This window comes from Mesorhizobium sp. L48C026A00, assembly GCF_000502375.1.
GTDB classification, from domain to species: Bacteria; Pseudomonadota; Alphaproteobacteria; order Rhizobiales; family Rhizobiaceae; genus Mesorhizobium; species Mesorhizobium muleiense.
This window is the reverse complement of the sequence record NZ_AYWU01000042.1, coordinates 26501-49074: the sequence shown is the minus strand read 5'-3', so window position 1 is coordinate 49074 and position 22574 is coordinate 26501. Positions and strand designations below refer to the sequence as shown.

The following is a 22574-nucleotide window of genomic DNA, read 5'->3' as shown; positions in this document are numbered from 1 at the left end:
GCCGCGGCATCCGCTCGCGACCGACCCGTCGACGCGCCCGGCTACGTCCGCGCGTCAAAAAAGCCTATTCCGGAATGGTTGATCCAATGCCCTATCCACGTGTGCCGGCGCTGACGCGTCGAACCTTCCTCGCATCGGCCGCCGCCGTTTCGGCGGGCGTGGTGCTTCCACCGCGATCCGACGCCGCAGGCCTTCGCGAGTTCCGGATCCGCGCCGGACCGGGACGCGCCCAGATCGCGCCAGAGCCGCATGGCGATACCCCCATCTGGTGCTATGACGGCAGCCTGCCCGGTCCGGAAATTCGCATCCGCCAGGGAGAACGCCTGCGGGTGGCGGTCGAGAACAAACTCAACGAAGAGACGACGGTGCACTGGCACGGTTTGCGAGTCCCGAACGCGATGGACGGCGTGCCGCACCTCACGCAGGCGCCGATCTGGCCCGGCGAGACCTTTGCCTACGAGTTCGATGCCGTCGACGCAGGCACCTTCTGGTACCATCCGCACCATCGCAGTTTCGAGCAGGTCGGCAGAGGCCTCTACGGCCCGCTGATCGTGGAGGAAGCCGATCCCATCCGGGTCGACCGCGAAGTCACATGGGTGCTGTCCGACTGGCGGCTGACCAAAACCGCCGAGATGCGGGAAGACTTCGGCAACCGCCATGACATGATGCACAACGGCCGGGTCGGAAACACGGTCACGATCAATGGCCGCGTGCCGGATGTCTTTCAGGTGCGAAAGGGAGAACGCATCCGGCTGCGGCTGATCAACGCCGCCAACGCCCGCATTTTCGGCCTCGACTTCGGGAACCATCAGCCTGCCGTCATTGCGCTGGACGGGCAGCCAGTGGAGCCGCATGCGCCGGAAGGCGGGCTGGTCGTGCTCGGGCCCGCGATGCGCGCCGACCTCATCCTCGACATGACGGCTGACGCCGGAAGCCGGGTTTCCGTGATCGACCGCTTCTACGAGGGCCTCGAATACCGCCTGGTCGACCTAGCCTATGCCGGTAATCCGCTCAGGCAGGCGGCTCCCGACTGGCCTGTCGCCCTCCCGCCCAACCCGCTGCCGGAGCCGGACCTTGCATCGGCCGTCCGGCACGAGGTCACCTTCAACGGCGGCATGATGGGAGCCATGGTCATGCAGGAGATGGGCGGCAGCATGGGCGACACGCGCAAGCATTCCCCCGGCGCCGTTGGCGGCATGATGGGCAGCATGGGCGGCATGATGAACATGATGCACTCCGGCGGCATCTGGTTCATCAACGGCATCGCGGCGGAAGGGCACGTCATGGACCCGATGCTGACGCTTGCGCGGGACAAGAGCCATGCCATCGCGATGACCAACGCGACGGCCTGGCATCATCCGATCCACCTGCACGGCCATTCCTTCCGGGTGATCTCCCGGAACGGCAAGCCTAGCAAGCACCGCGAGTGGCAGGACACGGTGCTCATGTCTCCGCGCGAGCGGGTGGAGATCGCCCTCGTTGCCGACAATCCGGGCGACTGGATGCTCCATTGCCACATACTCGAACACCAGGCCGCCGGGATGATGGGCGTCTTCCGCGTCGCCTGACCAATCCCTCAAAAGGAGAACCGAAAATGCGTACTATCCTGAATGCCGTCGCCCTCGCTTCCTTCGTCTGGGCTGCCGTCCCGGCGCTCGCGGGCGAGAAGGACGTCACCCTCTACAAGAACCCGCAGTGCGGCTGCTGCGAAGGCTATGCCGAGTACCTGCGGGAGAACGGCTTCACCGTCACCAGCAAGGCCACCCACGACCTCGCCGAGATGAGCCGCGAGGCAGGCATCGCGGACGAATTCCAGGGCTGCCACCTGTCATTCGTGGACGGCTACGTCGTCAGCGGCCACGTCCCCGTCGGCACGGTCAAGAAGCTGCTCACGGAGCGGCCCGACATCAAGGGCGTGACGCTGCCCGGCATGCCAATGGGCTCGCCGGGAATGAGCGGCACCAAGGAAGCGCCGTTCGAGATGCTGGAGATCACCAAGTCTGGCAGCGTGGGCGGCGTATACGCGCGGGAATAGGCCTGCAACGAGACGCGGAAAAGGAGCCGACAACGATGGACGGCGGAATGATGGAAGGCATGGGCGGCATGATGCTGGGCATGGGTGTGGGCTGGCTCCTGCTCGCAGTTGCGCTCGTTCTCGCGGTCGCGACCTTGGTGAAGTACCTGTTCTTCAGCGGCCGCAAATGAGCAGGCAGGCTGTTATCCTCGGCTTCGCGGCGCTTTTGGGAGTTGCCGCCCTCGCCTTGATCTGGTCGTTCGGAGCAAGCGAGGCCGCGGCAATTGCGCGGGGACGGCAGCTCTATTCCGCGAACTGCGCCTCCTGCCACGGGGCCAGCCTCGAAGGCCAGCCTGACTGGAAGAGGCAGCTTCCCTCGGGACGCATGCCCGCCCCGCCGCACGATGCGTCCGGGCACACCTGGCACCACCCGGACGGGGTGCTGTTCCGGATCACCAAAGAGGGTCCAGCCGCCGTGGTGGGCAACGGGTACGCTAGCGACATGCCGGGATTCGAGGACATTTTGAGCGACGAGGAGATCCGCGCCGTTCTCGCCTTCATCAAGAGCACATGGCCGGAGCGGGAGCGCGCCTACCAGTCGGAGATGAGCCGCCGCGAGCAGGAGAAGACGCAGTGAAGACGATCCTGTCGGCGCTGATACTTGCCGTCCTTGTGGCCGTGGGCAACGCGCACGCGCAGGAACCGACAGTGATGCCGCTGCACGAGGAGCCGCAGCCCTTGCCCGAGCTCATCCTCGCCGACGAGGCGGCAGAGCCGCAATCTCTCGAAGATTGGCGCGGCAAGATGGTGCTGCTCAACGTCTGGGCGACCTGGTGTGCGCCCTGCCGGGCCGAAATGCCCACGCTCAACCGCCTTCAGGGGCGGCTCGGCGGCGAGGGATTCGATGTCGTCGCCCTTTCGGTGGACCGAGCGGGAGCCGGCGCAGTCCGGAAGTTCTTCGACGAGATCGGGGTCAAACTCCCCGTCTTCATCGACCAGGACGGGACTGCGATCCGCGCGTTGGGACTGTTCGGCCTGCCAGCCACGCTTCTGATCGGCCCGGACGGAAACGAGCTCGCGCGACTCGCCGGACCCGCCGAATGGGACACCCCCGAGATGGTTTCCTTCTTCGAAGGGATCATCGTACGAGAACTCGACCAAACCGGAGAACGGAGATGAACAGAAGAACACTTCTCGCCGCGATGGCCGTCACGTCTGTCCTCGCGCTTCCCGCATTTGCCCATCATCCGGGCGCCGATCTCGACAGGCTTATGGGCAGCGAGGAGAAATATTTCCAGGCGATCGACGCTCCCGCAGCGCCGGGATTCGATCTGGCCGACGACGAAGGCAATCCGGTCCGCCTCTCGGATTTCGCCGACAAGGTCGTTGTACTCAATTTCGTGTTCGCGAGTTGCACCGACGTCTGCCCGCTGCACTCCGACCTGATCGCCCGCGTCCAGGCGATGGTCAACGAAACGCCCATGAAGGACGTGGTGCAGTTCCTGACGGTGACGACAGACCCGAAGTCAGACACGCCCGAGGTCATGAAGGGATACGGCGAAGCGCACGGGCTGGACCCGCGCAACTGGACCTTCCTGACCACCCGCGAAGGGCAGGCGGAGGACGCGACGCGCAAGCTGTCCGAGGAATACAACGTCCGTTTCGATCCACTCGAAGGCGGCCAGCAGATGCATGGCTTGGTGACGCACGTGATCGACCGCGGCGGGCGCTTCGCGGCCAAGTTCCACGGCCTCAGGTTCGATCCGCTGAACCTGGTCATGTACGTCAATGGGCTGACGAACAGCGTGAATCGGCCGTGATCAATTGACTTGATCCAGCACTACCGCCGGACGCCCTCCGAGGTTGTCCGGTTGGGGGAACAACACGGCAACAGCGCAGAGATCGCTCATGAGCCGCCGCGCCAGCGCCGCTGGGAACAGGATTCCTGCATTTCGACGCCGCCGCCGTCGATCTCAGCGGATCAGGTCTGGCTCATTGCTTCGTGCTCGCCTCCCGGAACGCCGCCTCTCCGGCCTCCGACACCTCGGCCCACTTCTTNATCTCAGCGGATCAGGTCTGGCTCATTGCTTCGTGCTCGCCTCCCGGAACGCCGCCTCTCCGGCCTCCGACACCTCGGCCCACTTCTTGTCGGCTGCCGGATCCGCGGCGTAGCTGTCGTGCCAGTTCCACCATTTGTAGGCTGGGGTCTGGGGATAGCCTTCGGGCGAGTCCTCCCAGACCTCCTGCCGGCCCAGCGGCGTGATGTCGAGATAGTTCCAGGTGCCGCCCATCTGCTCGTCGCCGCGGTTGTTGATGAAGTAGGTGCGGAACACGCGGTCGCCGTCGCGGATGAACACGTTGTGGCCGTGCCACTCGTCGACGCCGAAATCGGCGTCGAAGCTGTCGGTGAGGGTGAACCATGGTATCTCCCAGCCCATCCGCGCCTTCAACCGCGCGATATCCGCCTGCGGCGCACGCGAGACGAAGACGAGGGTGGTGTCACGGGCGTTCAGATGGGCGAGGTGGGCAACCTGGTCGGCCACCATGGAGCAGCCGCGGCAGGCATGGTCGGGCCAGCCGAACACTCCCGGCTCGAAGAAGGCGCGGTAGACGATCAGCTGACGCCGGCCGTCGAACAGGTCGAGCAGGCTCACCTTGCCGTCGGGCCCCTCGAACGCATAATTCTTCTCCACCGCCATCCACGGCATCCGCCGCCGCTCGGCGGCCAGCGCGTCACGGGCGCGGGTCTGGGCCTTTTCCTTCACGAGCAGCTGCTCGTGGGCCGCTTCCCACTCCTGCGGCGACACCACCGGTGGCGTGCGCATGGCAGTCTGTCCGCTTTTCCGTTCGCTCTCGGCTACTGAAGTCATGGCTTCCTCCTGATCTGGGCGCGCGCCTCGTCGCTGAAGCGCGGCTCATTCGCTGCTCATCGCTGGTTGTTGGGCCTAAAATAGTTTGGCACCGGAAAACGACCAGTGGGAGTAACAAGTGTGACGCTATTCCGGGCGCCGCCGTTTGCGACTCTCGCCGACAAGGCGCGCCGTTCCCATGCTTCGGTGACTGCTGCCATCTTTCCGCTCATGCCTTCATCGGCCGGCCTTTCGGCAAGATGAAGCGGTTGGTCGTGTTGGAGGGGAACGGAACTGCCGCAACTTGCCTGATCGGTTTCCCCCTTCGCCACGCGTAGGATCCGCTGTTCCAGCCGCCGCCGACTCGATTTGCAAATCGGCGCAAAAGCTCCCAATCTGGTCGCCGCCGCAGCAATGCTTGATACTTGTTAGACGGCGAAACAATGGGAGGAAATTCGCACATGAAAAAGACCTGTGTCCGCCTGGCGGCAACGGCAGTAATGCTGGTCTCTGCTGCCAGTTCGGCTTACGCCGACAGCCTCACCCTCTATTGCTCCGCCGACGAGGCCTGGTGCCAGCAAATCAAGACTAGCTTCGAGGAAAAGACCGGCATCACTGTCGATATGACCCGCAAGAGTTCAGGCGAGACATACGCCCAGGTGCGCGCCGAGGCCGGAAACCCAAAGGGCGACGTTTGGTGGGGCGGCACCGGCGATCCTCATCTCCAGGCCGCAGAGGAAGGACTGACCGAGGAATATATGCCCCCGATGCGCGGCGAACTGCACGACTGGGCGATCAAGCAGGCGGAAGCCGCCAACAACAAGACGATCGGCGTCTACTCCGGTGCGCTCGGCTTCGGCTACAACAAGGATCTGTTGGCCAAGGGCAACCTGCCGGAGCCGAAATGCTGGGCCGATCTGACCAAGCCGGAATACAAGGGCCACATCCAGATGGCCAACCCGAACTCATCGGGCACCGCCTATACAATGCTCGCGACGATGGTTCAGCTGATGGGCGAGGACAAGGGTTTTGAGTACCTGAAGGCGCTCCACGCTAACATCAACCAGTACACCAAGTCCGGCTCCGCTCCGATTAAGGCCGCGGGTCTCGGCGAAACCACCATCGGCATCGTTTTCATGCATGATGCGGTGGCGCAGACGGCAGCCGGCTTCCCGATCGTCACGGTGGCGCCTTGCGAAGGCACCGGCTATGAGATCGGCTCGATGTCGCTGATCAAGGGCGCCCGCAACCCGGAAGCGGCGAAGCAGTTCTACGACTGGGCGCTGACCGCCGAGATGCAGTCGAAGGCCAAGGACGTGAAGTCGTTCCAGTTGCCGTCGAACAAGAACGCCACCGCGTCCGAATTGTCGCCCGACCTGTCGACCATCAAGCTCATCGACTATGATTTCAAGAAGTATGGATCGAGCGCCGAGCGCAAGCGCCTGCTGCAGAAGTGGGATACGGAGGTCTCGACCCTGCCGCAGTGATCATGCGCGTCCGCACTGCCACGAGCGCGCTTCACCCGACCGTCGTCCTGTGGACGGCGGTCGGCTTGCTCGGCTATGCGCTGCTGCCTTGGTACGGGTTGGACAGCAATCTCTTCACCCTGTCCTGGCTGCTGGACGGCTATCCGCTTGACGATGACGTAGCGCCGGCGCTTTTCCTTGTGCTGCAAGGCGACAAACTCTGGCTCGCCCCTATCGGCCCGCTGCTTCTCGCGCCGCTCCTGCTATGGCGGCGGCGCAAGTCCGATCCCTTCTTTGGCTATTTGCTGATCGCCGTCGGCGCGACCGGCGTCGCCTACTTCCTGCTTCAAGGATTCGGCATTGGTCTGCGCGGCTTCCAGTGGCAATGGCTGACCTTGCTCTTTGGCGAGCTTGACGACCGCCAGTTTGGCATGGGCTGGGGAGCACTGCTGGTAAGCGGCGCGTTCCTGTTCCTGTTCACCCTGGGGCTTGCGGCGCGCGGCGCGGTGGCCGGCGACGAATTCGTCGTCGGCTCGATCGGCTTCGTCGTCTCCATGGTCGCCATCTTTATCTTCATGCCGATCGGTCAAATGCTGGGGAGCGCGCTGCTCACACAGGAGGGCGACTATTCGCTTCCCGTCTTTCTCGCGAAACTCTCCAGCGACCGGCTCTGGAGCCTCGGCTGCCTCACCGGTGGCCCGCGCTGCGGCGTCGCCTGGAATTCGCTCCTTCTCGCCGTGCTCGTCGGCGTAACGACCACCGCGCTCGGCCTTGTCTTTGCCCTGGTGGTGACCCGTACCGGCTTTCGTTACGGTGCGCTGTTGCGCGCGCTGACCGTGCTGCCGATCATCACACCACCCTTCGTCATCGGCCTCGCCATCATCCTTCTGTTCGGCCTCTCGGGCGCCATCAATCTGGGTTTCGCCGAGCTGATCGGCGTCCAACCGACGCGATGGGTCTACGGCCTGCCTGGCCTGCTGATCGCCCAGGTGCTCGCTTTCACGCCGATCGCTTTTCTGGTGATGATCGGTGTGGTCGAGGGTGTCAGCCCATCCATGGAGGAGGCCGCGCAGACCCTGCGCGCCAATCGCTGGCAGACATTCATCACCGTCTCCCTGCCGTTGATGCGACCGGGTCTGGCCAATGCCTTTCTGCTCGGCTTTATCGAGAGCATGGCTGATTTCGGCAATCCGCTGGTGCTCGGCGGCAATTTCGATGTGCTGTCCACCGAGATCTTCTTCGCCATCGTCGGCGCGCAATACGACCAGGCGCAGGCGGCGATCCTCGCCCTCGTGCTCCTGTTCTTCACGCTCGGGGCATTCTACGCCCAGCGATTCTGGCTTGGGAAGAAGTCTTACACGACCGTCTCCGGCAAAGGCGACGCCGGCGTTCACTCGCATCTGCCGGCAAAATTGCGCAACGTCGTCTTCGCGGTCGCCGCCGTCTGGACGCTGTTTACCTTACTGATTTACGTGACGATCTTCTACGGCAGCTTCGTCAAGCTGTGGGGGGTGGATTTCTCTCTGACTTTTGAACACTACGTGACGGCGTTCTCCATCGGCTGGAACAAGTTCGGCATCCACTGGCGCGGCTCGGCCTGGAGTTCTTTTTGGACGACCATGGAAATAGCGATGATCTCCGCGCCGCTGACTGCGGCCATCGGACTCTTGACCGCCTATTTGCTGGTCCGCCAGAATTTTGCCGGCAAGGACACCTTCGAATTCGCGACGATGCTGTCCTTCGCCATTCCCGGCACCGTGATCGGCGTCTCCTACGTGATTGCGTTCAATGTGCCGCCGATCGAGCTCACCGGCACGGGCATTATCCTGGTGCTCTCCTTCATCTTCCGCAACATGCCGGTTGGGGTCCGCGCCGGTGTCGCGTCGATGTCGCAGATCGACCGCAGCCTCGACGAGTCGTCCCTCACTCTGGGAGCCAACTCCTGGCAGACCTTCCGCAAAGTGGTCCTGCCGCTGCTGCGGCCGGCCATCCTTGCCGCGCTGGTCTATTCCTTCGTTCGCGCCATGACCGCCATCAGCGCCATCATCTTCTTGGTCAGCGCCCAGTATGACATGTCGACCAGCTATATCGTCGGCCGCGTCGAGAATAACGAATATGGCGTCGCCATCGCTTATTCCGCCGTCCTTATCGGCGTCATGCTGGCGGTGATCGGTCTGATGCAGCTTGCCGTTGGCAGCCGCATGATCGGCCGGCGCGGTCTCGACGGCGATCTGGCGCAGTCGCGCACCAATGTCAGCCAGGCGGTCGTGGCGCGTCCACAGCCGGCGATCTCGGGAGGCGGATGATGGCCGAAATTCGCGGCAATGCCGCCTCAGTCGAATTCAGGAATGTCACCAAGATCTACGGCAAGAGCAAGGCGCCCGCCGTCAACGACATCTCGCTGTTCATCGAGGCCGGGAAGCTGGTCACCCTGCTTGGACCGTCGGGCTGCGGCAAGACGACCACCTTGCGCATGATAGCCGGACTGGAAATGGTAACGAGCGGCCAGATCCTGATCGGGGGCGCCGACGTCACCCGGCTGCCGGCCACTGATCGTGATGTCTCCATGGTGTTTCAATCCTACGCGCTTTTCCCGCACATGACCGTGACCCAGAACGTCGAATACGGCCTGGGCTTTTCCGGATTCGGCAGGAAGGAGACGGCCGAGAGGGCCAGAGCCGGGCTTGAACTGGTCGGCCTCTCCAATTTCGGCGACCGCCTGCCGAGCCAGCTTTCGGGCGGACAGCAACAGCGTGTCGCGGTGGCGCGGGCGCTGGTCCTGGAGCCGCAGGTGCTGCTCTTCGACGAGCCTTTGTCGAACCTGGATGCGAAGCTCCGCCGGCGCGTGCGCGAGGAAATCCGCGAGATTCAGCAGAAACTCGGCCTGACGGTCGTCTATGTCACCCACGACCAGGAGGAAGCGCTCGCCGTCTCCGATCGCATCATTGTCATGAACAATGCGGTGATTGCCCAAGACGGCACGCCACGCGACCTCTACGAGCAGCCCGCGAATGCTTTCGTGGCCGACTTCATCGGCGAAGCCAACATGTTCCAATGCGAGGTCGTGTCGGTCGAGGGCGACAGCGCCACCGTGCATCTGGGACCTGCCGTCCTGAAGCTGCCGGCTCGCGGCCGCAAACTGGGGCCGGCCATGCTGGCGGCGCGACCGAGCCGCCTCGAGATTGGCGAGCCGAATGCGCCTGGCGCCTTGCCCGGGACGCTTGAAAAAGTGACCTATGTCGGCAGCCACCTCGAGTTCGTAATTGCCACGCAATTCGGCGAAGTCTTCGTGGTCTCGCCGGATGTCGATACCGCGTTTCGAGCGGGGCAGCCGGTGAGCATCGGCTTCCCCGAACGCGGACCCGTGCTGATCACAGACTGAACGCCTCTTTGCAGAGCGCGTGGACCTTGTCGAACACGCCCTTGCCGCCCGCGATGACCAGTGTTCCTTCCTCGAGAACCGTTTTCGGGTCGGGCGTGACGACCGACCCGCCGGCCTCTTCGACCAGAAGCATGCCGGCGAGGCAGTCCCAAGCATTCATATGCTCCTCGACATAGGCGAGCAGCCTGCCCGAGGCGACGTAGGCAAGCATAAGCGCACCGGATGCATTGCGGAAAAACACGCCGCCCTCCTGAAGCAGGAGATCGATCAGCTTGGCGACGGTGCGCGCTTCACGACGATTGGAGAAGCCGGTTCCGACCGAGCCTTGCGTCAGGCTCGTCGTCGGGCTTGTCTTGATGGGCCGGCCGTTGAGGAAAGCGCCACCGCCGCGGCGTCCATAAAATGTCTCGCCGGTAGAGGGTTCATGGATAACGCCCACGACCGCCACACCCTCCTTGACGCAGGCGATGACGACGGTCCAGGCCGGGATGCCGCGCAGAAAGTTGGCAGTGCCGTCGATTGGATCTATCACCCATGTGTAACCCGATCCGCCGGCGAGTGCGGCGTGTTCCTCTCCGATAACACCGTCTTCAGGATATTGCGCCGCAAGCTCCCGGCGGATGAACGTCTCGACATTCCGGTCGGCCTCGGAGACCAGGTCCTGATGACCCTTGCTCTCGATTGTGAGTGTCTCCAGTTGTCGGAAATATTGCAGGCCGAGTTCGCCGCCGCGCCGCGCCAGCGCAGTCGCAAACAGCATCCGATCGTTATCGTCACCATTCACGCAGTCAATTCCGTCATTGTTTCTGCTTCCATTCGTTCCCCGGCTCTTTGTACTCAAGGCCCAATTCTGCAGGGAAAAGTTGAGGTTAACGCTCGGCGATAGGCTGCCATTCGTGGATGATCTTGCAACCTGGCAAGCAGAAAGCGAAGAAATGACCTTGGAACGGTTGATCCCGACTGCGCGAAACCGGCGCATTCAGCAGCTTGCAAAGCAGCAGCGTGCCAACGCCGCCATGCGAGACGAAAGCAATGTCGCCGTCGTGATGGGTCGCAAGAATGCGAAACACGGCCCGCGCGACGCGATCCTGGGCATCGAGCGCGCGCTCCCATCCGCAAACGCTCTCATGTGGATTGGCGAAGAAGGCGTCAGCAACTCGTTCGAAATCGACGGGTGGAAGGAAACCGGTCGCGGAGCGGTCGTTCTCGCCAAGTTGCTCATCCACTTGGACGGGCAAACCAAATCCCGCCGCCAGCAGGCCAGCCGCTTCAATAGCCTTGGCCTCGGAGCTCGACCAGATGGACGTCAGGCCGGACAGCACCGCACAGCCCGCGAAAGCCCTCATCCGGGTGACGCCGCGGTCCGAAAGCCGCCAAGCTGGAACTGGCGTGGCGGGATCAACGGAAACTTCCGGATGAGTGATAAAGAAGGCCGTCGGCATGCCGTTGCGCTCCGATAAAATCCTTCCGACGCCTAACAGAGCTGATCAAGCGCAGGAAGTATCAACACACACCAACCACGTCATTGCACGGGCACTTTTCACAGCCTCAATGGATATCAGAAACAGGAACGTCTGTATCGCGCTGCCATGAGCGGACCTCCGGCCATCAAAACCGCTACATTGTCTCCAAACTCGTCGCAGTTCATTCCGCGCACCGGTCTGCGATTGGCGTAGCGCCCGATCAAGGCGCCGAAATAGGGGGCAAGGATTCGTAGTCGGCGAGTTCCTTGAAGCCGAGCACGACGTTGTCGAGCTTGCCCCAGCGGTCGGGCACATTGATCGCCGTGATTATACCGCCATAGGCGATGAACTTGATGGACGCGCCTCTGTCGTTGATGAGCGTGTAGAGATCGACGGCTTTGCCGTCCTGCGTGTTTCAGAATGGGGACTTGTCCACAGAGCCGATGCCGACGATCCCTACTACCCGGGCTTGTGACAAAGTCGATCGAGCACGTCTCGAAGCGCAGTTGCGGCTTGGTCACGCTCGTCAGCAGACATCAGCTCAGGCTCAGCTTCCAGTCTGAGATGCGGCAGTTCGGTTCGAACGGCGCGACGGGCAGCGACAAGATTGGCCTTCAAATCGATGACGCGATAAGTGGCGACCGGATAGGCGATCCCTTTGACGTGGATGCGCCCCAGTTCGTCGCAGTCAATCGTGTCCTTCACTTGCGCAAACGTCTCATAAGAAATGAGCACGGTCCCTGGCTGCGCCTCCTGCTCAAGACGTGAGGCGAGATTCACGGCGCCGCCGATTATCGTGTAGTCCATCCGGTCCTCGCTGCCGAAGTTGCCGACAGTGCAGTAGTCGGTGTGGATGCCGATGCGGCAGCGCAGTGGTGTTTCAATTCCAATGTCGCGCCAGACTTCGGCAAGTTCGCTCATCCGCTTCTGCATGGCGAGAGCCATCTGCACGCCGGCGAGCGCGTCCTCCTTGACGCCGCGAGTTTCCGGATCGCCGAAAAACATCAGAATCGCGTCGCCGACATACTTGTCGATCGTCGCGCCATGATCCGAAGCAATTTTCGACATTTCCGTCAGATAGTGATTGAGGATCTGGGTGAGGTCCTCCGACTCCATCTTGTCGGTGGTCTCGGTAAAGCCGGCGATATCCGAGAAGCATATTGTCAGCTTCTTCCGCTGGCTGGCGATCCTGACCTCTTGACGGCCGGTGAATATCGAGTTGTACACCTGGGGCGCCAGGTATTTCGCCAGCTTGCTGGAAAGCGCCTCGAGAGCCGCGGATTTCTCGGCGAGGTTCTCCTCCCGTAGCTTCAGCTCGGTGATGTCCGAGTAGACCGCGACTGTGCCGCCGCCGGTGATCCGCCGCTCGCTTATCATGATCCATCTTCCGTCGCCTCGCCGCTGCTCCCACGGTTCGCCAGGGTTGCGGTGCCGGGCGAGCCGCTCGGCGACCCATTCCTCGAATCGTCCCTCGGCATCCCTGATGTAGCCGCGCTCAGCGGATCGGCGGATGATGTGCTCGAATGTCGTACCGGGCGTCAGTTCGATCGCAAGGTCGCTGTAGAGCAGTTCGCGGTAGCGGCTATTGCTAAGCATGAGCCGGTCCTCGCCGTCGTAGAGAGCGAATCCCTCAGAGATGCTCTCAATGGCATCGATGAGCCGCTGGCGCGCTTCGGCGACCTCGCGCAGGTTCTTTTCCTCGACCTCGACTGCAGTGTCCCGGAAGAGCCTGAGCGCCTCGGCCATGCGGCCGATTTCGTCGTGGCCCGCGGCAGGCAATGGCGCACGAAGATTGCCGCCGGCGATTGCGAGCATGCTTTGGCTCACCCCTCCCAGGCGGGCGAGGAGGCTGCGGTCGACATAGAGCCAAACAACCAGAACGGAACTCAAGAGGCTGAGAAAGGCGGAGCCAAGGACAACTCCGGTCCCGTAGCGCTGGACGACCGCGGCTTCGAGACCAGATGCGGTGATCTCGCGGTCTGCCGCAGCGACCAGGCGATCGACGGCAGCGGTAAGACTGCGCGACAGCTGATTGTTTTCGGCCAGAAGCTCTTCGCCCTGCGCCAGGACGGCGAACTCGTCCTGCCGCGCCTTCGGGATGCTGTTTCCGCCGTCGATCAGTGCCTTGAACTCGTTGACCCGCTGCTGGAAACGGGTTCGCAGCCTATCGTCGATCTCGTTGGAAATCGTGTCCAGAACGGCGAGTGACCGGCGCAGCGGAAACAGGATCAACGCCAGATCGCCTGGCGTCGGCGCGTCCGCCGTGTTGACCAGCGCGTCATTGACCGCCGAGATCTCCTGCTGCGCCTTCTGCTGCGGGATGTAGGCCGCTATCGACTGGACCAGGTCGGCCGTCGCCTCCGCGCCTCGATCGGACGCGAGCGCCGTGTCGGCCGTGACCGCCCGCCATTGCTGGAGTTTGGAATTCATCACGAGCATGCCGGGCGCCACAAGGCGCTGGCTTGCATTTGTCGTAGCCGACAGGCGACGTAACAGTTCCTCTTTGCGCGCCACCACGGTGAGGCGGGCGGCGACAAGGTCGTCGAGGGCGTTGAGATTGCGCCGCAGACCAAGCACCGCAGCCTCGATCTCAGCCACTACCGCCGTGCTAGGCTTGGCGCCTTTGAGAGCGGCAAGCAGTTCCTCGAGGCGCGTCATCTCTGCCGCGATCGCAGTCGAGACCTCGTTATGCTGAGCCTTGCTGGTCGAAGCAAGTGCGGCGGGCGCAGTGGCGGCGACCCGCTCGGCCTAGCGCGACAGCTGGAGGGACGCGAGCGCCGACGGCACACGCTCCTTGGTGATGTGGTCGACGACCTCCCCCACCTCGAGGAAGGCATAAAGAGCGGCTGTTGTCGCGAGTACCGCGAAGGTGCTGATACCGAAAAAAGCGAGCAACAGACGGCCGCGTATGCCGAGACGCTTAAGCATCGCGGCGACGCATTGATTCAGCTGGCGCGGCCGATAGGGTCTGCACAGATTGGCTCAAGGCGATTCGCCGGATCGGTGGTCCATTACTCCAACGGCACGTATTCGCCACCCTTCCAGACATACCATACCCAACTCTGAACAGTGAGGTCGCCCTTATTATCAAAGTCCATACGGCCCAACACAGTGTCAAATTGATTGCCGCGCAGTGATGCAATCACGGCTTGGAGTTCTAGTGAGCCTGCCTTCTCGACCGCCTGCGCCCAGGTCTGGGCGGCGCCGTAACTGTGCAGCGTCCAGGAATCGGGTTCGAAGTTCTCGGCCCGGAATCGTTCGACGACTTTGGCCGCTTCGGCATTTCGACGCGGGTCGGGGACAAAGGTGAAGAGCGTGCCCTCGGCGGCAGGGCCGGCAATTAGCCCGAATGCCTCGGTCGCCGTATCATCGCCCGAGATCAGCTGAACCGGGTAGCCCCGGTCGCGCGCCGCACGGACCATAAGCGCAGCCTCGGTATGATACCCGCCCATGTACAGCACGGCGATATCCGCCCCCTGTAACGTGCTGATCTCGGCCGAGTAGTCGTCTTTCCCGGGAGTGTAGCCTTCATAGATTGATTCGGTCACGCCCCGCTTGTTCAACTGCTTTCTTGTCTCATCGGCGAGACCCTTCCCATAGGTCGTATTGTCGTGAAGGATCGCGATCTTCTTGTCGCTCCAATGATCGGCCAAGTAGTTGCCGGCCTCGAAGCCCTGCGCATCGTCGCGACTGCAGACGCGGAAAACGTTGGCGCGGCCTTGCTCGGTCAACATCGGATTGGTCGAGGACGGCGAAATCTGCAGAATTCCCGCCGCCTCGTACACCTCCGATGCCGGAATCGAGGCTCCAGAGCAGTAGTGCCCGACGACGAACACTACACCGTCAGCCACCAGCTTTTGGGCAGCAGCCACCGCTTGCTTGGGATCGCAGAAGTCGTCGACCGTGATGAGCCGCACCGGCTCGCCGAGGACGCCGCCCGCCGTATTGATGTCGGCCACAGCCACCTCTGCGCCGCGCTTCAATTGCGTGCCAGTCCATTCGAGCTTTCCGGTCATCGGGCCTGCGACCCCGATCAGCACCTCCGCCCGCGCAGGACAGCTAAGCGCCGCGGCCGCGAGCGCGACAATAGCTACGGTGGTGATACGGTGCATGGATGCACCCCAAAGGCCGTAGCTTACGCCAATCCCGTCAGCGCCGACAGTCCTTTTCCGCGAGCGTGGATTGGGTTCCGATCCGAGAGCGTCGCGCGTCCAATGGAAGCGCAAAGGACGCTCTTTGAACTTTGCGCATGATCCTTTCCGGACCGAAGGCCAGCGCAGCAAAGGCCGGTACCTCCGGGCGTCAGGCGCCAGGCAGCCTGAACCGGTATTCCGTCACATGATGGTAGATCTGGCCCGGCCATAGCGTGGCCTGCGGGAAATACGGCCGGTTCGGCGCATCCGGCCAGACCTGCGGCTCCAGGCAGAAGCCCGAATAAGCCTTGTAATGAACTCCCCCGAGCCCCGGCGAAGCTGGCGCCAGATACTGGCCGGTATAGAGCTGGACGCCCGGTTCCGTGGTCCACAGCTCCATCTCGACGCCGGAATTCGCGCCTTGCGCCCATGATGCCAGCTTGAGCGACCCGCGCGTCGAGGCAAGGCAGAAATTCTGGTCGTAGGGGAGCTGCTTGCCCTCGCTCTCCATGCGCAGCGGCCGCGCCTGACGGAAGTCGAACGGCGTGCCGTCGACCGGCTTCACGACGCCGGTCGGGATCAGGTCGCCATCGACCGGAAGATAGGCGCCGGCGTTCAGCATCAGCCGGTGATCGAGGACATCGCCGGCGCCGCCGTCATCCAGGTTGAAATAGGAATGCTGGGTAAGGTTGCACAGCGTCGGCTCCTCGCAGGTGGCGGTCAGCTCGACGCTGAGCGTGCCGGGGATCTTCAGCCTGTAGGTGCAGGTCACGTCGAGCGCGCCGGGAAAGCCCATCGTGCCGTCGGGATCATGCAGCGTCAGGGTGACAAAATCCCTGCCATGCAGCGAAACCTCCCATGGCCGGTGCGAAAAACCTTGCGAGCCGCCATGCAGCGTGTGCTTGTCGAGGAAGTTGCGCTCGGTCTGGTAGCGCTGGCCGGCGATGGTGAAGCGGCCATCGCGGATACGGTTGGCATAGCGTCCGGCGACGGCGCCGAAGAAGGCCGTATCCGTTTCATAGGGCTTGAAACTGCTATAGCCGAGCACAAGCGGCGCATCGTGGCCGGCCAGGCGCAGATCCTGGATGATGGCGCCAAGCCCAATGATGTTGGCGGTGAGGCCGCCGCCGCGGATGCTGAAGCGGCGGATGGCCTCGCCCGCCTGCGTCGTGCCGAAAACCTCGCCGTCCTTCATCGCCATGCCCGAAACGCCAGTTGGTTGATCGATCCCGGCTCGCCGCGTGGGCCGGCTTGGTCTGTTGACGTTCGACAGGCCCTGCCCGATCAGAGGCCGAGGCCGCCGATGCAGACATATTTGGTGTCGAGATAATCCTCGATGCCCTGATGTCCGCCTTCCTTGCCGAGGCCCGATTCCTTGACGCCGCCGAACGGCGCCTCGGGCGTGGTGATCAGCCCTTCATTGACGCCGACCATGCCGTATTTCAGCCCTTCCATGACCCGGAAGGCGCGGCCGAGATCGCCGGTGTAGAAATAGCAGGCGAGGCCGAACTCGGTGTCGTTGGCGAGTGCGATCGCCTCCTCTTCGGTTTCGAACTTGAACACGGGNATAGCAGGCGAGGCCGAACTCGGTGTCGTTGGCGAGTGCGATCGCCTCCTCTTCGGTTTCGAACTTGAACACGGGTGCTACCGGGCCAAAGATCTCTTCCTTCATGAAGCGCATCTTCGGCGTGGCGTCGGCGATCACCGTCGGCTGGAAGAACGAACCGCCGAGCGCATGGCGCTTGCCGCCAGCGACGACCTTGCCGCCCTTGGCGGTGGCGTCGGCGATCAGTTCCTCGACCTTCTCGACTGCCTTCTCGTCGATCAGCGGCCCCTGCTGCACGCCGTCATCGCGGCCGGAACCCACNATAGCAGGCGAGGCCGAACTCGGTGTCGTTGGCGAGTGCGATCGCCTCCTCTTCGGTTTCGAACTTGAACACGGGCGCTACCGGGCCAAAGATCTCTTCCTTCATGAAGCGCATCTTCGGTGTCGCGTCGGCGATCACCGTCGGCTGGAAGAACGAGCCGCCGAGCGCATGGCGCTTGCCGCCGGCGACGATCTTGCCGCCCTTGGCGGTGGCGTCGGCGATCAGTTCCTCGACCTTCTCGACTGCCTTCTCGTCGATCAGCGGCCCCTGCTGCACGCCGTCATCGAGGCCGGAACCGACCTTCAGCCCGTCGCTGGCGGCGGCGAGCTTTTCGACGAACTTGTCGTAGACACCAGCCTGGACCAGGAAGCGATTGGTGCAGACGCAGGTCTGGCCGGAATTGCGGTATTTGGCGGTGATCGCGCCGGCGACGGCGCGCTCGATATCGGCGTCGTCGAAGACCAGGAATGGCGCGTTGCCACCAAGTTCCATCGACACCTTCTTGACGGTGACGGACGACTTCTGGATCAGGATCTTGCCGACTTCGGTCGAGCCGGTGAAGGTGATCTTCTTGACCAGAGGGTTGGCGCAGATCTCGTCGCCGATCTCGCCGGCAGCGCCGGTCAGGATGTTGATGACGCCTTTGGGGAAGCCGACCTCCTCGGCGAGCGCGCCCCAGGCGAGGCCGGAATAAGGCGTCTGCGACGCCGGTTTGACCACCGCCGTGCAGCCGGCGGCAAGTGCTGGACCGAGCTTGCGGGCCAGCATCGAGGACGGGAAATTCCACGGCGTGATGGCGGCGATGACGCCGACCGGCTCCTTGGTCACCAGGATGCGGCGGTCCGCCCAGGGCGACGGCACGACATCGCCATAGGTGCGGCGGCCCTCTTCGGCGAACCACAGGATGTAGGACGCGGCCGAACCGATCTCGCCCTTCGATTCGAACAGCGACTTGCCCTGCTCGATGGTCAGCAGTTCGGCCAGCACATCCTGGTTGTCCATCATCGCGTCATGCAGCTTGCGCAACAGCTTCGAACGCTCGAGCGCGGTGGTTTTGCGCCATGTCTTGAAGGCGGCGTCGGCGGCTTCGATGGCGCGGCGCGTCTCGACCTTGCCGGACTTCGGCACGGTGCCGATCTTGAGGCCGGTGGCCGGATTGTTGACGTCGACCGTCTGGCCGCTGTCGGCCTGCACCCACTCGCCATTGATGAGATTGGCCTGGCGCATGAAATGGCTGGTTTTCTGAAGCATGGTCTAGCCTCCGTTCGGCTTGTAGTGATCAGGATCGGCTCGAGCTTTGCCGAAGCGCCCTTGTCGCGCGGCAGGACGACACCGTCGGCCGGACTCCAGCCGATCTGCAACCTCTAGCGAGCCGGGTATTCCGCGTCCTGACGGTTTGAACCCTTGGCCACGAGTAACATCCCGCACGGCAAGGATAGGTGCAGGCGGACGTGGTCGCCGAGATAGACAACTCGGACACTCATGCGGAGATAACATTGTCGCCGTCTGCCCGCGGACCCAGACAGACATGTTCGGGGCGTATCGAGATCGTGACCTCTTCCCGTCCCGCCATTCACGCTCATGGCCGCAGCGGGCGACAATCGTGGCACCGCCATCGATCTCCAACTGACACTCGTCGTTGTGCCGGCGCAACATGACGCCAAACAAGCGGTTGTTCTCGCCTATGAACCCCGCGACGAAACCGGTTCGCAGCTGCTCGATGCGCCCCGCACTAAAGACGCCGATGCGATCCGACATGGTCAGCGCTTCGGTCTGGTCGTGTGTTACATAGACAACGGTCATGCAGGCGCTTGATCTCGAACTGCAGGTGCTTGCGCAGGTTCTTGTCGAGAGCGCCGAGTGGCTCGTCTATCAGCACCAGATCCGGCTTGAACCGCCTTGAGGCGGAGATTGACGGCCCTTATGCGGGCGATCGCGGCTTCGACCAACTCGGTTGAGCTGACCTGGCCCGCCCGCATCAGATTGGTTTGCTCCATCATATCCATTGAAGTGGAGCAATCGGTCCTAAAGCTGGAACTCATGCCACCCGACCGACCCTGGAATTCTCAGCAGCGGCGCCGTCGAGTGCAGAACGAATGCCGTCGACCAAGGCATCGATCTCGTTGGGGGTAATAATGTAGGGAGGGCAAATCGCCAGCACGTCCCCCATGTTGCGGATCATGACGCCGTGATCGCGGCACCGCCGCTCAACATCGGTGCCAATTCGCAGCTCCGGCGCAAAGGCGCGACGGGTGGCACGATCCTCGACGATCTGAATCCCCGCGATGAAGCCGCGGCCGCGGACCTCACCGACGAGCGGATGGTCGCCAAGTGCTTCGGCGAGCGCTCTGTGCAGGTAATCGCCGAGACGACGCGCCTGGTTCACGAGATCGACCTCGCGATAAATCCTGATCGCCTCGGCGGCGACGGCGGCTGTCACTGGATGACCGGAATAGGTGAAACCGTGGCCGAACACGCCGACCTTGTGGGCCTCGTCAGCGACGCACTGGTAGATCTTGTCGGAAATAATGACGCCGCCAATGGGCAGGTGACCGGATGAAAGCCCCTTGGCGATCGAGAGCATGTCCGGTTCCATGCCAAATGTCTGGCTACCAAACCAGTTCCCGGTGCGTCCGAAGCCGCAGACCACTTCGTCGGATAGCATAAGGATGTCGTATTTGCGCAGCACCGCCTGGATCTTTGGAAAATAATCCTCCGGTGGCACCAGCACGCCGCCAGCGCCCATTACCGGCTCGGCGATCATCGCGGCGACGGTCTCGGGCCCCTCCGCTAGAATCAGGGCTTCGAGTTCTTGGGCCAAGCGCGTGGCGTAGTCACGCTCCGCCTCGGCCGGCAGACCATCAAGATATTGGAACGGCCGCGCCGCGAATATGACGGGAAGCGGCGGCAGATTGAAGGACCTATGCATGTGCGGCAGCCCACTCAGCGCCGCGCCCATAATCGTACTGCCATGGAAGGCCCCAAACCTGCTGATAATCTTGCGTTTGTCGGGACGCCCCCGCGCGGCTTGGTAATACCAGGCGAGCTTGACCATCGTGTCATTGGCTTCCGAACCGGAGCCGACCAGAAAAACGCGCGCGTCGTCGAATGGCGCCAACGCGGCGAGCTGTTCGACGAGTTCGACGGTAGGCTCGTTCGAACGGTGGTTGAAGGTGTGGTAGACGGCCAGTTTGCGCATCTGGCGGTCAGCCGCGTCAGCCAGCCGGCTGTCGCTGAAGCCGAGCGAGGCACACCAGAGTCCGCCCATCCCCTCGATATAGCGGTTACCGGCGTCATCGATGATGGTCGCGCCCTCGCCGGCCATGATCGTCAACGGACCATGATCCTCATGCAGGCGCGGATCCGTTTGGGAATGAAAGTGCCTGGCCATGTCCAGCACGCGCGATTCGTTCTTCATCAAAATTCTCCTTCGCGACCAGATGGGCGATTGCGAAAGCGATAAATATCTTATAACTTATAAGTTGTCGAGTAAAAAGGATCCTGGGAGTCACGCTCTATGCCCAACCCCCCCACCCCGTCAGATATCGCCTTACGACCCGACGACGAGCAGATCGCCCTCTTGCGGGACAAGGCCGAGTTCGTACGGCTCGAGACGCTGCGCCTCATCCAGATCGCCAAGGTTGGCCACTATTCGTCGGTGTTTTCCTGCGCGGAGATATTCGCCACGCTCTACTACGATGCGATGCGGCTCAAGCGCGGCGAGCCGCAATGGCCGGATCGCGACCGCTTCCTTATGGGCAAGGGACACGCCGCGGTAGGCCTCTATCCACTGCTGGTCGACTGGGGTTTCTTCTCCAAGGACGTTCTCGATGGCTATACCCGGCTGGGTAACCCGCTTGGTGATCATCCCGATATGCGTAAGGTGCCCGGCGTCGATTTCAGCTCCGGGTCGATCGGCCATGCCTTGTCCGGCGGTCTCGGTATGGTGCTTGGCGGCCGTGCGGTCGACCGGCGCTTCGATGTCTATGTCCTGCTTGGCGACGGCGAGATGCAGGAGGGCCAAGTCTGGGAAGCGGCGCTGTCTGCCGCCCATCACAAGGCCGGCAATCTGATCGCCATCGTCGACCGCAACGGATACCAGCTGGACGGTCAGGTCGACGACATCATCGGCATTGAGCCGTTGGCCGACAAATGGACGGCATTCGGTTGGCGGGTGCACGAGGTCGACGGGCACGACGTCGTCGCGCTCGCGACGCTGCTGCGACGGTTGAAGGCCGAGACATCACGCGCCCAGCCCGTCTGCGTCATAGCCAAGACCTCCAAAGGCAAGGGCGTTGGTTACATGGAAACCGAACCCGGCTGGCATCTGGGCTATCTGGCGCCGTCGGACGAGGCCTTGGCTGCCGAAGAAATCAAGCGTGGAGGCAAAGCGCAATGAACGGCCCGATCGATCCCAACTCCTGGCAATACCGCCAGATCAACGCACGCGCACCTGGCCTAAGCTACCTGGCTAACGCACTCATTAATCTGGTTGAAGAGGGTCATCCCATCTTGGTGGGCACGGCCGACCTGCAATATTCGAACGGGCTGGTTCGGTTCGCGCAACGCTTTCCGGAACGCTTTACGCAATTCGGCATTTCCGAGCAGAACATGGTTTCGGCTGCTGCCGGCATGGCCACCACCGGCGCGATGCCGTTCGTCGCTACATTCGCTTCTTTCCTCGCGTTGCTGTGCTGCGAACAGATCCGGACCGACGTCGCCTATTCGGCCCTGCCGGTGCGGCTGATCGGTCATCATGCCGGCATTTCACTCGGCTTCTACGGCACCTCCCACCATGCGACGGAAGATCTTGCCATCATGCGAAGCATTGCCGACCTGACGGTCGTCGCGCCGGCCGACGGTCCACAACTGGCGGCTGCCGTCAAGGCTTCGGTCAACCATGCCCAGCCTATTTACTTCCGCATTGGCCGCGGCCAGGAACCGGTGGTCTATGAAGACGGCGTCGACTTCCAGTTCGGCAAGGCAATCGTCCACGGCGAAGGGTCGGACCTGACCATCATCGCCTGCGGCTCGATGGTCCATCCCTCACGGGAGGCCTACCGCGCGTTGCGCGCGGCGGGCAAATCCGTGGGACTGATCGACATGCATACGATCAAGCCGCTGGATACCAAGGCTGTGCTGGCAGCAGCGGCCCACTCCCGCTTCATTCTGACGATCGAGGAACACAACATCCTAGGCGGTCTGGGCGGTGCGGTGGCGGAGATCCTGGCGGATGCAGGCAGCCCGGCGCGGCTGATACGCCATGGCATCCGTGACGAATACAGCCTGATCGCGCCGCCGACGCATCTGTACAAGCACTACCGGTTGGACCCGGCGGGAATCGAGGCCACCGCCCTCGAAGCACTCGGCTGAGCTGACGGACTATCACAGCCAAGCAC

Annotated in this window: 18 protein-coding genes and 4 pseudogenes; 12 read left to right on the top strand and 10 right to left on the bottom strand. The window is 62.8% G+C overall.

Going from position 1 to position 22574, the window contains the following annotated elements; translation table 11 throughout:
* The first annotated feature begins 86 nt into the window (after nucleotides 1-86).
* From X738_RS77575 to X738_RS77555, 6 genes are read left to right on the top strand one after another with little or no spacing between them, the layout of a single operon-like run.
* Nucleotides 87-1568: a multicopper oxidase family protein gene (locus X738_RS77575; RefSeq protein WP_023803573.1), complete on the top strand. Its 1482-nt coding sequence runs from the start codon at nucleotides 87-89 to the stop codon at nucleotides 1566-1568.
* A 26-nt stretch (nucleotides 1569-1594) separates the two neighbouring features.
* Nucleotides 1595-2035 carry a DUF411 domain-containing protein gene (locus X738_RS77570; protein ID WP_023803572.1) on the top strand — a complete coding sequence of 147 codons (441 nt, stop codon included), beginning with the start codon at nucleotides 1595-1597 and terminating at the stop codon, nucleotides 2033-2035.
* Nucleotides 2036-2070: 35 nt separating this feature from the next.
* Nucleotides 2071-2205: a hypothetical protein gene (locus X738_RS88580; RefSeq protein WP_023803571.1), complete on the top strand. Its 135-nt coding sequence runs from the start codon at nucleotides 2071-2073 to the stop codon at nucleotides 2203-2205.
* On the top strand, nucleotides 2202-2651 hold the full coding sequence (locus X738_RS77565; protein ID WP_023803570.1) for a c-type cytochrome: 450 nt from the start codon (nucleotides 2202-2204) through the stop codon (nucleotides 2649-2651). The genes X738_RS88580 and X738_RS77565 overlap by 4 nt, the downstream gene beginning before the upstream one ends.
* Entirely contained in the window at nucleotides 2648-3193 is a 546-nt protein-coding gene (locus X738_RS77560) for a TlpA family protein disulfide reductase (protein WP_023803569.1), read from the top strand. The genes X738_RS77565 and X738_RS77560 overlap by 4 nt, the downstream gene beginning before the upstream one ends.
* Nucleotides 3190-3834, top strand: a complete 645-nt coding sequence (locus X738_RS77555; protein WP_023803568.1) for an SCO family protein — start codon at nucleotides 3190-3192, stop codon at nucleotides 3832-3834. The genes X738_RS77560 and X738_RS77555 overlap by 4 nt, the downstream gene beginning before the upstream one ends.
* Before the next feature lie 261 nt (nucleotides 3835-4095).
* Here the strand turns inward: X738_RS77555 and X738_RS77550 are convergent, their stop codons facing one another.
* Nucleotides 4096-4884, bottom strand: coding sequence for a DUF899 domain-containing protein (locus tag X738_RS77550; protein ID WP_051407993.1), 789 nt, complete (start codon nucleotides 4882-4884; stop codon nucleotides 4096-4098).
* Between the two features lie 440 nt (nucleotides 4885-5324).
* Between X738_RS77550 and X738_RS77545 the strand changes: the two genes are divergently transcribed.
* From X738_RS77545 to X738_RS77535, 3 genes are read left to right on the top strand one after another with little or no spacing between them, the layout of a single operon-like run.
* On the top strand, nucleotides 5325-6350 hold the full coding sequence (locus tag X738_RS77545) for an ABC transporter substrate-binding protein (RefSeq protein WP_023803565.1): 1026 nt from the start codon (nucleotides 5325-5327) through the stop codon (nucleotides 6348-6350).
* A gap of 2 nt (nucleotides 6351-6352) precedes the next feature.
* Complete coding sequence (locus X738_RS77540) at nucleotides 6353-8635, top strand: ABC transporter permease (RefSeq protein ID WP_031256935.1); 2283 nt, start codon at nucleotides 6353-6355, stop codon at nucleotides 8633-8635.
* Entirely contained in the window at nucleotides 8635-9711 is a 1077-nt protein-coding gene (locus tag X738_RS77535) for an ABC transporter ATP-binding protein (protein WP_023803563.1), read from the top strand. Before X738_RS77540 ends, X738_RS77535 begins: the two co-directional genes overlap by 1 nt.
* On the opposite strand, the gene X738_RS77530 is transcribed toward X738_RS77535, so the two are convergent.
* From X738_RS77530 to X738_RS77500, 8 genes and pseudogenes are all read right to left on the bottom strand, one after another.
* Nucleotides 9701-10471 carry an inositol monophosphatase family protein gene (locus tag X738_RS77530; protein WP_023803562.1) on the bottom strand — a complete coding sequence of 257 codons (771 nt, stop codon included), beginning with the start codon at nucleotides 10469-10471 and terminating at the stop codon, nucleotides 9701-9703. The genes X738_RS77535 and X738_RS77530 overlap by 11 nt on opposite strands.
* Nucleotides 10472-10580: 109 nt before the next feature.
* Nucleotides 10581-11153, bottom strand: coding sequence for a histidine phosphatase family protein (locus tag X738_RS77525; RefSeq protein ID WP_023803561.1), 573 nt, complete (start codon nucleotides 11151-11153; stop codon nucleotides 10581-10583).
* 241 nt (nucleotides 11154-11394) lie between these two features.
* Nucleotides 11395-11553: pseudogene (locus X738_RS86460) on the bottom strand (galactose-1-epimerase); the annotation flags it as partial.
* Between the two features lie 80 nt (nucleotides 11554-11633).
* Nucleotides 11634-14102: pseudogene (locus X738_RS77520) on the bottom strand (adenylate/guanylate cyclase domain-containing protein).
* Between the two features lie 83 nt (nucleotides 14103-14185).
* Nucleotides 14186-15286: a branched-chain amino acid ABC transporter substrate-binding protein gene (locus X738_RS77510; RefSeq protein WP_031256933.1), complete on the bottom strand. Its 1101-nt coding sequence runs from the start codon at nucleotides 15284-15286 to the stop codon at nucleotides 14186-14188.
* Nucleotides 15287-15476: 190 nt separating this feature from the next.
* Complete coding sequence (locus X738_RS77505) at nucleotides 15477-16508, bottom strand: aldose epimerase family protein (RefSeq protein ID WP_023803556.1); 1032 nt, start codon at nucleotides 16506-16508, stop codon at nucleotides 15477-15479.
* An 83-nt stretch (nucleotides 16509-16591) separates the two neighbouring features.
* A pseudogene (locus X738_RS88905) lies at nucleotides 16592-17177 on the bottom strand (aldehyde dehydrogenase family protein); the annotation flags it as partial.
* Nucleotides 17176-18426: pseudogene (locus tag X738_RS77500) on the bottom strand (NAD-dependent succinate-semialdehyde dehydrogenase); the annotation flags it as partial. The pseudogenes X738_RS88905 and X738_RS77500, both read right to left, overlap by 2 nt.
* 330 nt (nucleotides 18427-18756) lie before the next feature.
* Here X738_RS77500 and X738_RS88565 point away from each other — a divergent pair.
* Nucleotides 18757-18990 (top strand): hypothetical protein, encoded by a 234-nt coding sequence (locus tag X738_RS88565; protein ID WP_023803552.1) that lies wholly within the window; start codon nucleotides 18757-18759, stop codon nucleotides 18988-18990.
* Between the two features lie 223 nt (nucleotides 18991-19213).
* Here the strand turns inward: X738_RS88565 and X738_RS77490 are convergent, their stop codons facing one another.
* On the bottom strand, nucleotides 19214-20593 hold the full coding sequence (locus tag X738_RS77490) for an aminotransferase (protein WP_023803550.1): 1380 nt from the start codon (nucleotides 20591-20593) through the stop codon (nucleotides 19214-19216).
* A gap of 99 nt (nucleotides 20594-20692) precedes the next feature.
* Between X738_RS77490 and X738_RS77485 the strand changes: the two genes are divergently transcribed.
* Together X738_RS77485 and X738_RS77480 are read left to right on the top strand one after the other, a co-directional pair.
* On the top strand, nucleotides 20693-21574 hold the full coding sequence (locus tag X738_RS77485) for a transketolase (RefSeq protein ID WP_051407992.1): 882 nt from the start codon (nucleotides 20693-20695) through the stop codon (nucleotides 21572-21574).
* The gene (locus X738_RS77480) at nucleotides 21571-22548 is read left to right on the top strand and encodes a transketolase family protein (RefSeq protein ID WP_023803548.1); all 978 of its coding nucleotides are present in this window, start codon (nucleotides 21571-21573) and stop codon (nucleotides 22546-22548) included. The genes X738_RS77485 and X738_RS77480 overlap by 4 nt, the downstream gene beginning before the upstream one ends.
* The last annotated feature ends 26 nt before the right edge of the window (nucleotides 22549-22574 follow it).

Bases quoted from the DNA above. Each gene is read 5' to 3' on its own strand.
- X738_RS77490 (WP_023803550.1), bottom strand. From the start codon at position 20,593: ATGAAGAACGAATCGCGCGTGCTGGACATGGCCAGGCACTTTCATTCC.
- X738_RS77545 (WP_023803565.1), top strand. From the start codon at position 5,325: ATGAAAAAGACCTGTGTCCGCCTGGCGGCAACGGCAGTAATGCTGGTC.
- X738_RS77535 (WP_023803563.1), top strand. From the start codon at position 8,635: ATGGCCGAAATTCGCGGCAATGCCGCCTCAGTCGAATTCAGGAATGTC.
- X738_RS77525 (WP_023803561.1), bottom strand. From the start codon at position 11,153: ATGCCGACGGCCTTCTTTATCACTCATCCGGAAGTTTCCGTTGATCCC.
- X738_RS77530 (WP_023803562.1), bottom strand. From the start codon at position 10,471: ATGCTGTTTGCGACTGCGCTGGCGCGGCGCGGCGGCGAACTCGGCCTG.
- X738_RS77540 (WP_031256935.1), top strand. From the start codon at position 6,353: ATGCGCGTCCGCACTGCCACGAGCGCGCTTCACCCGACCGTCGTCCTG.
- X738_RS77565 (WP_023803570.1), top strand. From the start codon at position 2,202: ATGAGCAGGCAGGCTGTTATCCTCGGCTTCGCGGCGCTTTTGGGAGTT.
- X738_RS88565 (WP_023803552.1), top strand. From the start codon at position 18,757: ATGGCCGCAGCGGGCGACAATCGTGGCACCGCCATCGATCTCCAACTG.
- X738_RS77570 (WP_023803572.1), top strand. From the start codon at position 1,595: ATGCGTACTATCCTGAATGCCGTCGCCCTCGCTTCCTTCGTCTGGGCT.
- X738_RS77485 (WP_051407992.1), top strand. From the start codon at position 20,693: ATGCCCAACCCCCCCACCCCGTCAGATATCGCCTTACGACCCGACGAC.
- X738_RS77550 (WP_051407993.1), bottom strand. From the start codon at position 4,884: ATGACTTCAGTAGCCGAGAGCGAACGGAAAAGCGGACAGACTGCCATG.
- X738_RS77480 (WP_023803548.1), top strand. From the start codon at position 21,571: ATGAACGGCCCGATCGATCCCAACTCCTGGCAATACCGCCAGATCAAC.
- X738_RS77510 (WP_031256933.1), bottom strand. From the start codon at position 15,286: ATGCACCGTATCACCACCGTAGCTATTGTCGCGCTCGCGGCCGCGGCG.
- X738_RS88580 (WP_023803571.1), top strand. From the start codon at position 2,071: ATGGACGGCGGAATGATGGAAGGCATGGGCGGCATGATGCTGGGCATG.
- X738_RS77505 (WP_023803556.1), bottom strand. From the start codon at position 16,508: ATGGCGATGAAGGACGGCGAGGTTTTCGGCACGACGCAGGCGGGCGAG.
- X738_RS77555 (WP_023803568.1), top strand. From the start codon at position 3,190: ATGAACAGAAGAACACTTCTCGCCGCGATGGCCGTCACGTCTGTCCTC.
- X738_RS77575 (WP_023803573.1), top strand. From the start codon at position 87: ATGCCCTATCCACGTGTGCCGGCGCTGACGCGTCGAACCTTCCTCGCA.